We start from the raw sequence: 7176 nt of genomic DNA, 5'->3' as shown, positions 1-7176 counted from the left end.
GCCCTGGCGCGGTCGCGGTGCATGACGCCGACGCGCTCCACGGTCTCGCCGTCGAGGAGGTCGATGACGCACCAGTCGGCCAGCCGCCTGACCAGGTGGGCGGAGACGGCGTGCAGTCCCTGTCCGAGTTCCGACGCGTCCGCGAGTTCGCGGCCGACGTCGGCGAGCAGGCTGAGCCGGTCCATGGCGGCCATCGCGGCCGCCGCGGCGGCCGGGCGGCGGCCGGCCTCGGGGAGGTCCGGCGTCTCGTCCGGGGCGCCCCGGTGCGACGGAGCCGGCGGTTCGGACACGCCCGTCGGCCGGACGGCCGGCCTGCGGTGGGAGGGGCGGGGGTCCGGCCCGAAGGCGGTGGAGCGGGGCACCATCTGGCCGATGAACACGGTGTGGCCGTCCGCCATCTCCTGCGCCTGGATCAGCAGCCGCACCGGCACCAGGTGACCGTCCCGGTGCAGTGCCGGCAGCGGCACCGGCCGCCCGAGGATGCGGGGCTGTCCGGTCAGGAGCAGCGAGTGGAAGGCGGCCAGGTGACGTCGCCGCAGGTGGTCGGGGATCAGTGTGGTCAGGTACCGGCCCACGAGGGCGTCGCGCTCCCAGCCGAGGAGGTCGGCGGCGGCCGCGTTGACGGCGACGATCAGGTTGTCGTCGTCCACGACCACGGTGGGCAGGCGGCTGGTGTGCACCTCCTCCTCGTCCCAGGGCACCAGGTCCAGCGGGCTGGCAGAGGGGTCGCGGGGCACCACGGTCCAGGCGGTCGGCAGTGCTCCGTCCAGCTGCGCGGTGATCTGCCCGAAGAACCAGTCCTGCAGGGCCTGGCTCTGCGGCAGACCGGGGCGGGTCAGCAGGAGTTCGTCACGGCTGGCCTCCTCGGCGCTCTCCAGGACCCGGCGCAGCAGCCGCAGGGCGGGGCCGCTGCCGGCGGGCAGGGAGAGGGTGACGGTGCGGATCCCGCTGACACTCCGCCGGCCGCCGAGGGCGGCCTGGGCGGCCGCACCGAGCACGTTGCAGGTGTCGCGGGCGGCGAGCAGTTCCTCCGGGTCGACGCCCAGCCGGTCGCCGATGGTTCCGGCGAGGGCCAGTTCGCGCAGGACCGCGTGCCGGTGGTGCTCGGAGGTGACGTGCAGCGCGCCGGGCAGGTCGATGAGCACGACGGGGACGGTGTCGGGGCCGGCGAGCGGACGGGCCGGGGGCCACCGGGAGGCCACGCCGGGCCTCCCCTCCTTCAGCAGCAGTTCGTACCAGACCCGTTTCTCCTCGCCGCCCCGGTCGGCCCCGTACCGGTCCGCGAGTGCGGTGACCACGCCAAGGCCCCGGCCGGTGCCCGCGTTGGGCGGGCAGGCGCGGGGCACCGGCATGAGGTCGGGTCTGCGGTCGGCGACCTCCACGCGGATCCGGTCCTCGCCGACCCGGACCGTCACCTCCACCTCGGTGCGGGCGTGCAGGAAGCTGTTCGTCGCCAGTTCGCTGACCAGCAGGCATGCGGTGTCCAGGGGTTCCGGGGGGACGCTCGCCGCCTCGAGGACCGACCGCACGAAGCCGCGGGCGGCGGCCACGCTGTCCGCCCGCCGCCCGTCGAACCGCCGGGAACGTGGCGCTCCGGGCGACGGCGAGCTGTCCATGGGCCCAGTCTGCACCGCCGCCCGGGCCTGGGCCCGGGGCCGCCGCCGTACGGGGGACGGCCGCCGGGCCCGGGGTGCCGCCTGCGGCGCGGGCACCGGGCTCCCTGGTGCGCCGCCGGTCAGCGCAGGGCGTCGGCGAGGATGCGGGCCGTGTCCTCGAGCAGGACGTCCTGCCGGGCGGCGTCCCGTTCCGGCTTGGTGGTCAGGACGGCCATCACCAGGGGCGTGCCGTCCTCGGTCCACACCACCGCGACGTCGTTGAGCGAGGCGTAGGTGGCGGAGGCGCCCGTCTTGTCGGCGACCGTCCACTCCGGCGGCAGGCCCTTCCGCAGGCGCGTGTCCCCCGTCCTGTTGCCCAGCAGCCAGGTGGTGAGCTGTTCCTGGTCCTCGCGCCCGAGGGCGTCGCCCAGGACGAGACGGGCGTAGGTCGCCGCGATCGCTGTGGGGGCGGTGGTGTCGGTCCGCCGCCACGGCTCGCCGGAGTTGAGCTCGGGCTCCCATCGGTCCAGGCGGGTCACCGGGTCGCCCAGCGAGCGGGCGAAGCGGGTGATGCCGTGAGGGCCGCCGATCTGCCGGAGCAGCAGGTTGCCGGCGGTGTTGTCGCTCCACTGGACGGCCGCGGCGCACAGCTCGCGGATGGTCATCCCGGTGGCGAGGTTGGCCCTGCAGACGTCCGAGTTCTCGACGAGCTGGGCCTCGGTGTAGCGGATCCGGCGGTCCAGGAAGGCGCCGTCGGTGTCGCGGTCGCGCAGTACCGCGGCGGCGGCCAGCGTCTTGAAGACCGACAGCATGGGGAACCGCTCGTCGGACCGGTGCCGCACCGTGGCGCCGGTCCTCATGTTCCGCGCGAAGACCCCGACGCGGGCGCCGTGCCGCCGTTCGAGTTTGTCCAGTCGGGCCACGGCGTCGCCCGGCGCCTGGGCGGCCGCCGCCGGGTGGGCGACGGCCAGGGCCACGGCGCCGGCCGCGCCCGCCGCCAGCAGGGTGCGCCGGGCGGGGCCGGCGGGGCGCTGCGGTGCGGTGCCGTCCTCGCCGGAGCGCCGGACGGTGGAGTGACGGAAGGTGAAGTGCTGTGATGCGGGGATCGTTCTCTCCGTTCCTCGGGGATCGTGATCGTTCATCACCTCCCTCCACGCGGGCCCCGGTCCCGTCGGTTCCGTGCCGTCAGTTCCGGCGGGCGGCCCAGACGGTGCGGACCGAACGGGGGACGACGTCCTGGCGGCTTCCCACGAAGGCCGGATCGCCGGGGGACAGCAGTCGCTCCAGCGCCTCCAGGTCGTCGGGGGCGAGCTGGTCCTCCAGCGCGCCACGGACCCGCTCCAGCACCAGCCGGGCGTAGCCGGCGGCCTCCGCTCCGGGCGCGCCCTCGGCGGTGACGGTCCACCGCTCGACAGGTCCGAAACCGGCCCGCTCCATGGCGTCGCTCCAGTCGGGGTAGGTGTTCCAGCCCGCCTTCGCGGCCACCTCCCGGCAGCGGTCCTCCAGACCGGGACGGCCCACGCCCGCGTCGAAGGGCAGGAACCGCGGCATGCCGTCGGACTCGACGACGACCAGCAGCCCGCCCGGGACGACCGCCTCCCCCACCCGTGCGAGCAGGGCGGCGGGATCGGCGACGTGGTGCAGGGACGAGGACGCCCACACGACGTCGAGCGGACCGAGGTCGGGCAGTGCGGTGTCGAGGTCGGCCTCCACCGTCCGCACCCGGTCACAGACCCCTGCCTCCCGTGCCCCGGCCAGGACCCGCTCCAGCATCAGCGGGGACAGGTCCACGGCGGTGACCTGTGCCTCGGGGAACCGGCGTGCCAGCGCCAGGGTGCCCACGCCCGGCCCGCTGCCCAGGTCGACGACGTGACCGGGGTCGGCGGGGCCGTGGGCGGTGACGGCCCGCTCCAGCGCCTCCTCCAGCGCGGGCGTGAAGGTGCGGGCCTCCAGCTCCAGCAGTGCGGCGTGGGCGGCGTCGTCCCCGTGGTCGTGGTGTCCGTCGTGCCGGTGCTCGCCGTGCCGCGGGGCGTGTCCGGGGTGAGCATGGTGGTGGCCGTGGCCCGGGTCGGGTGTGTGGTGGTGCGTCATACGACCACCGTAGGCGCGTCCTGCGTGGGAGGCATACACTCTTGCGCATGACGCAAGAAGTCGACCTGGACAGTCTGATCAGGCAGCGGATCCGCAGCCTGCGGCACGCCCGCGGCTGGTCCCTCGACGCCCTTGCCGCCCGCGCCCACCTCAGCCCTTCGAGCCTGAGCCGGATCGAGACCGGTCACCGCCGGATCTCCCTCGACCAGCTGGTCCCGATCGCCCGCGCCCTGGACACCACGCTCGACCAGCTGGTCGAGTCGCCGTCCGACGAGGACGTGGTGATCCGGCCGCAGCCCACCCACACGCCGGGGATGACGGTGTGGCTGCTGTCGCGGGAGGCCTCGGTGCACGGGGTGACGGTGGCGAAGATGCGGATCACCCCCGAGCTCCCCCTCCTGCCGGACAGCCTGAAGGTGCACCCGGGTCACGAGTGGTTCACGGTGCTCTCCGGCACGGCCCGCCTGCACCTGGGCGACCGGACGATCCTGGTGCAGGCGGGGGACGCCGCGGAGTTCTCCACCATGACCCCGCACGCCTTCCGGGCGCACGAGGCCCCGGTGGAGATCCTGACCGTCCTCGACCACAACGCCGAGCGGGTGCACCTGCACGGCGGCGAGGGGGCCGCGCCCTAGGGCCTGTCCGGCGGATCATGCCGTTCTTGCTGCCGGTTCGCATGTCAGCGGGCCTGAGCGGGGTCATGGGGGTCCTCCCCCAGACTTCGTCCGGGGGTACCCCCACCTGCTCGAGCGAAGCCGAGAGCTTGGGGGAGCGTGCGGCTGCAAGGCGGAGGAGGGAGGCGACGCGATGGGGGTGCCCCCGCGCGAGCGAAGCCGAGCGTGGGGGAGTCGTCGACCGACGACAACGCCGCGTGGGGGCCCCTCCCGCGCGAGCGAAGCCGAGCGTGGGGGAGTGCGCGCCAGACCCCGCGACCCACGTGCATGATCCGCCGGACAGGCCCTAGGGGGTCAGGGGGCGGCCGCCGCCGATCCGTCGCGCCGCTGCGCGAAGAAGCCGGTCAGGGCGTCGGCGAGGTCGCGGGGCGCCTCCTCGGCCATGTGGTGGCCGGAGTCGATCCCGTGGCCGCGGACGTCGTCGGCCCAGTCGCGCCAGATCTCCAGCGGGTCGCCGTACAGCTCCTCGAGGTCGTCGCGGAGCGACCACAGGACCAGCGCGGGGCACCGCACCCGCCGCCCTGCCGCGCGGTCGGCCTCCTCGTGGGCGCGGTCCACGGTGAGGCCCGCCCGGTAGTCCTCGAGCATGGCGCGCACCACCTCCGGCCGGCGCACGGCGGCCAGCCGTTCGGCGTGGTTCTCCGGGCCCATCGCCTCGGGGTCGCCGCGGTACCAGCTGTCGGGGTCGGCGGTGATGACCCGTTCGGGGATCTCCGGCTGCGCGAAGAAGAACCAGTGCCACCACCGGGTGGCGAACTCCGCCCCGGCGCGGTCGAGATGTTCGCAGATCGGCAAGCAGTCCAGCAGAGCCACGCGGGTCACCGCCGCCGGGTGGTCCAGGGCGAGCCGCAGGGCGACGTACGAGCCCCGGTCGTGCCCGGCGACCTGGAACCGCTCGTGTCCCAACTCCCGCATCACCGTGACGAGATCGGCCGCCATGGCGCGCTTGGAGTGGGCGCTGTGGTCGGGCGTGGGGGCGGGCCCGCGGGAGCGTCCGTAGCCCCGGAGGTCCGGACAGACCACGGTGAAGCCGCGGTCGGCGAGGAGCGGCGCCACCCGGTGCCAGGTCGCGGAGGTCCGCGGGTGCCCGTGCAGGAGGAGGACGGGCGGGCCCTGTCCCCCGTGGCGCAGGAAGATCGACGCTTCGCCGGTGTCGATCCGGGTCTCGGTGAAGTCGGGGAACATCGTCGCCATCCTTCCGCCGGCGGGCCGCCCTCCGGCCGCATCCGTGTACCCCGGCGTGCCGCGCGGCCACCCGGCCGCTCGGTCGGTGGGGACGGCTAGCGTGAAGTCATGACGACACAGCAGCAGTTGAGTCTGGTGACGCTGGGCGTGGGCGACCTGGCCGTGAGCCGCCGTTTCTACAGCGAGGGACTGGGCTGGTCCCCGCTGCTCGACCTCGACGAGGTGGTCTTCTACCAGGCGGGCGCGGGCCTCGCCCTCGCCCTGTTCCCGCTGGCCGACCTGGCGGCCGACGTGGGAAGTCCGGCGACGACCGGTACGCCGTTCACGCTGGCGCGGAACGTGGAGTCGCCTGCCGAGGTGGACGTGGCGATGGAGCGGGCCGGGGCGGCGGGGGCGGAGGTGCTCAAGCCGGCGCAGCGGGCCGCCTTCGGCGGCTACCACGGCTACTTCGCCGACCCGGACGGTCACCGCTGGGAGATCTGCCACAACCCGGGCTGGTCGGTGGCGGAGGACGGCACGGTGTCGGTCACCGCGGTGGACCCGGACGCGGCCTCGCGGTGAGGGGGTCCGGGAAGCCCGCCGCGGTCCGCAAGGACCCGCCCTCGGGTTCCTGAAACCGCTTGGCCCGCCGGGGGCGATCTTGGACGATGGACCGGCGGTCGGCACCGGCCGCGGGACACCGAGCCAGGGGGAAGCGCATGAGCCGTCCGTCGGAGACCGCCGGCACCGGGGCGAGGTCAGGGGACGCCGGTCGTCCCGCCGGGGCGGGAAGCCCGGTGGGACGCGAGGAGGTGCGCTCCGGGCAGGCCGTGGTCCGCCCGGGCGTGACGCTGGTGTACGACGACCTTGGTCCCGCGGACGGCGTCCCGGTGCTCCTGGTGCACGGCCATCCCTTCGACCGGAGCATGTGGCGCCCGCAGGCCGCGGCCCTGGTCGCTGCCGGGTACCGGGTGATCCTGCCGGACCTGCGCGGCTACGGCGCGAGCGGCGTGGCCCCGGGGGTGACCGGGTGGCGGGACTACGCCGAGGACCTGGCCGCGCTGCTCCGGCTCGCCGGAGTGCCGCGGGCCGTGGTGGCGGGGCTCTCGATGGGCGGTCAGATCGCCATGGAGTTCCACCGCCTCCACCCGGAACGGACCGCCGCGCTGGTGCTCGCCGACACCTCGCCCGTCGCGGAGACCGAGGAGGGGCGTGCCTGGCGCAACACGCTGGCCGACCGGCTGCTCGCCGAGGGCATGGACGGCTACGCCGCCGAGGTGCTCGACCGCATGATCACACCGGGCCACGTGACCTCGATGCCCGAGGTCGCCGCGCACGTGAGCGGGATGATGCGCGCCACCGTGCCCGCGGGCGCCGCCGCGGCGCTGCGGGCGCGGGCCGAGCGGCCCGACTACCGCGACTCCCTGCGCGAGGCCCGGGTGCCGGTGCTGCTGCTGGTCGGCGAGGAGGACACCTACACCCCGGTGGCCGAGGCGGAGGCGATGCGCAAGCTGGTGGACGACTCCCGCCTCGTCGTCGTCCCCGACGCGGGCCATCTTCCCAACCTGGAGCAGCCCGAGCGGTTCGACGCCGCGCTGCTGGACTTCCTGCGGATGCGGCGGGGGGAGGTGGGGCCGCCCCACCCGTTGCTG

The 7176-nt window shown here is 75.1% G+C and carries 7 protein-coding genes; 3 read left to right on the top strand and 4 right to left on the bottom strand.

Translation table 11 applies throughout. The annotated features are described in order from the left end of the window. From ACOV8S_RS07710 to ACOV8S_RS07700, 3 genes are all read right to left on the bottom strand, one after another. Positions 1 to 1616 (bottom strand): ATP-binding protein (locus tag ACOV8S_RS07710; protein WP_448316896.1); only part of this gene is annotated, 1616 nt, incomplete at its 3' end. Between the two features lie 119 nt (positions 1617 to 1735). After that, positions 1736 to 2737 (bottom strand): class A beta-lactamase, encoded by a 1002-nt coding sequence (gene bla, locus ACOV8S_RS07705; RefSeq protein WP_448316895.1) that lies wholly within the window; start codon positions 2735 to 2737, stop codon positions 1736 to 1738. A gap of 43 nt (positions 2738 to 2780) precedes the next feature. Continuing rightward, on the bottom strand, positions 2781 to 3686 hold the full coding sequence (locus ACOV8S_RS07700) for a class I SAM-dependent methyltransferase (protein WP_448316893.1): 906 nt from the start codon (positions 3684 to 3686) through the stop codon (positions 2781 to 2783). A 47-nt stretch (positions 3687 to 3733) separates the two neighbouring features. Between ACOV8S_RS07700 and ACOV8S_RS07695 the strand changes: the two genes are divergently transcribed. After that, positions 3734 to 4321 carry a helix-turn-helix domain-containing protein gene (locus tag ACOV8S_RS07695; protein WP_448316892.1) on the top strand — a complete coding sequence of 196 codons (588 nt, stop codon included), beginning with the start codon at positions 3734 to 3736 and terminating at the stop codon, positions 4319 to 4321. A gap of 333 nt (positions 4322 to 4654) precedes the next feature. Here ACOV8S_RS07695 and ACOV8S_RS07690 read toward each other — a convergent pair whose 3' ends face one another. After that, a complete protein-coding gene (locus ACOV8S_RS07690; RefSeq protein ID WP_448316891.1) occupies positions 4655 to 5545 on the bottom strand; it encodes an alpha/beta fold hydrolase in 891 nt (296 codons plus the stop codon). 108 nt (positions 5546 to 5653) lie between these two features. Between ACOV8S_RS07690 and ACOV8S_RS07685 the strand changes: the two genes are divergently transcribed. Next, entirely contained in the window at positions 5654 to 6106 is a 453-nt protein-coding gene (locus ACOV8S_RS07685; RefSeq protein WP_448316890.1) for a VOC family protein, read from the top strand. Positions 6107 to 6321: 215 nt separating this feature from the next. Beyond that, the coding region (locus tag ACOV8S_RS07680; protein ID WP_448316889.1) for an alpha/beta fold hydrolase at positions 6322 to 7176 on the top strand (855 nt) is incomplete at its 3' end.

The organism is Streptomyces sp. CO7 (assembly GCF_053474865.1).
The sequence above is the reverse complement of the archived record's forward strand: the minus strand, read 5'-3'. Positions and strand labels throughout refer to the sequence as shown.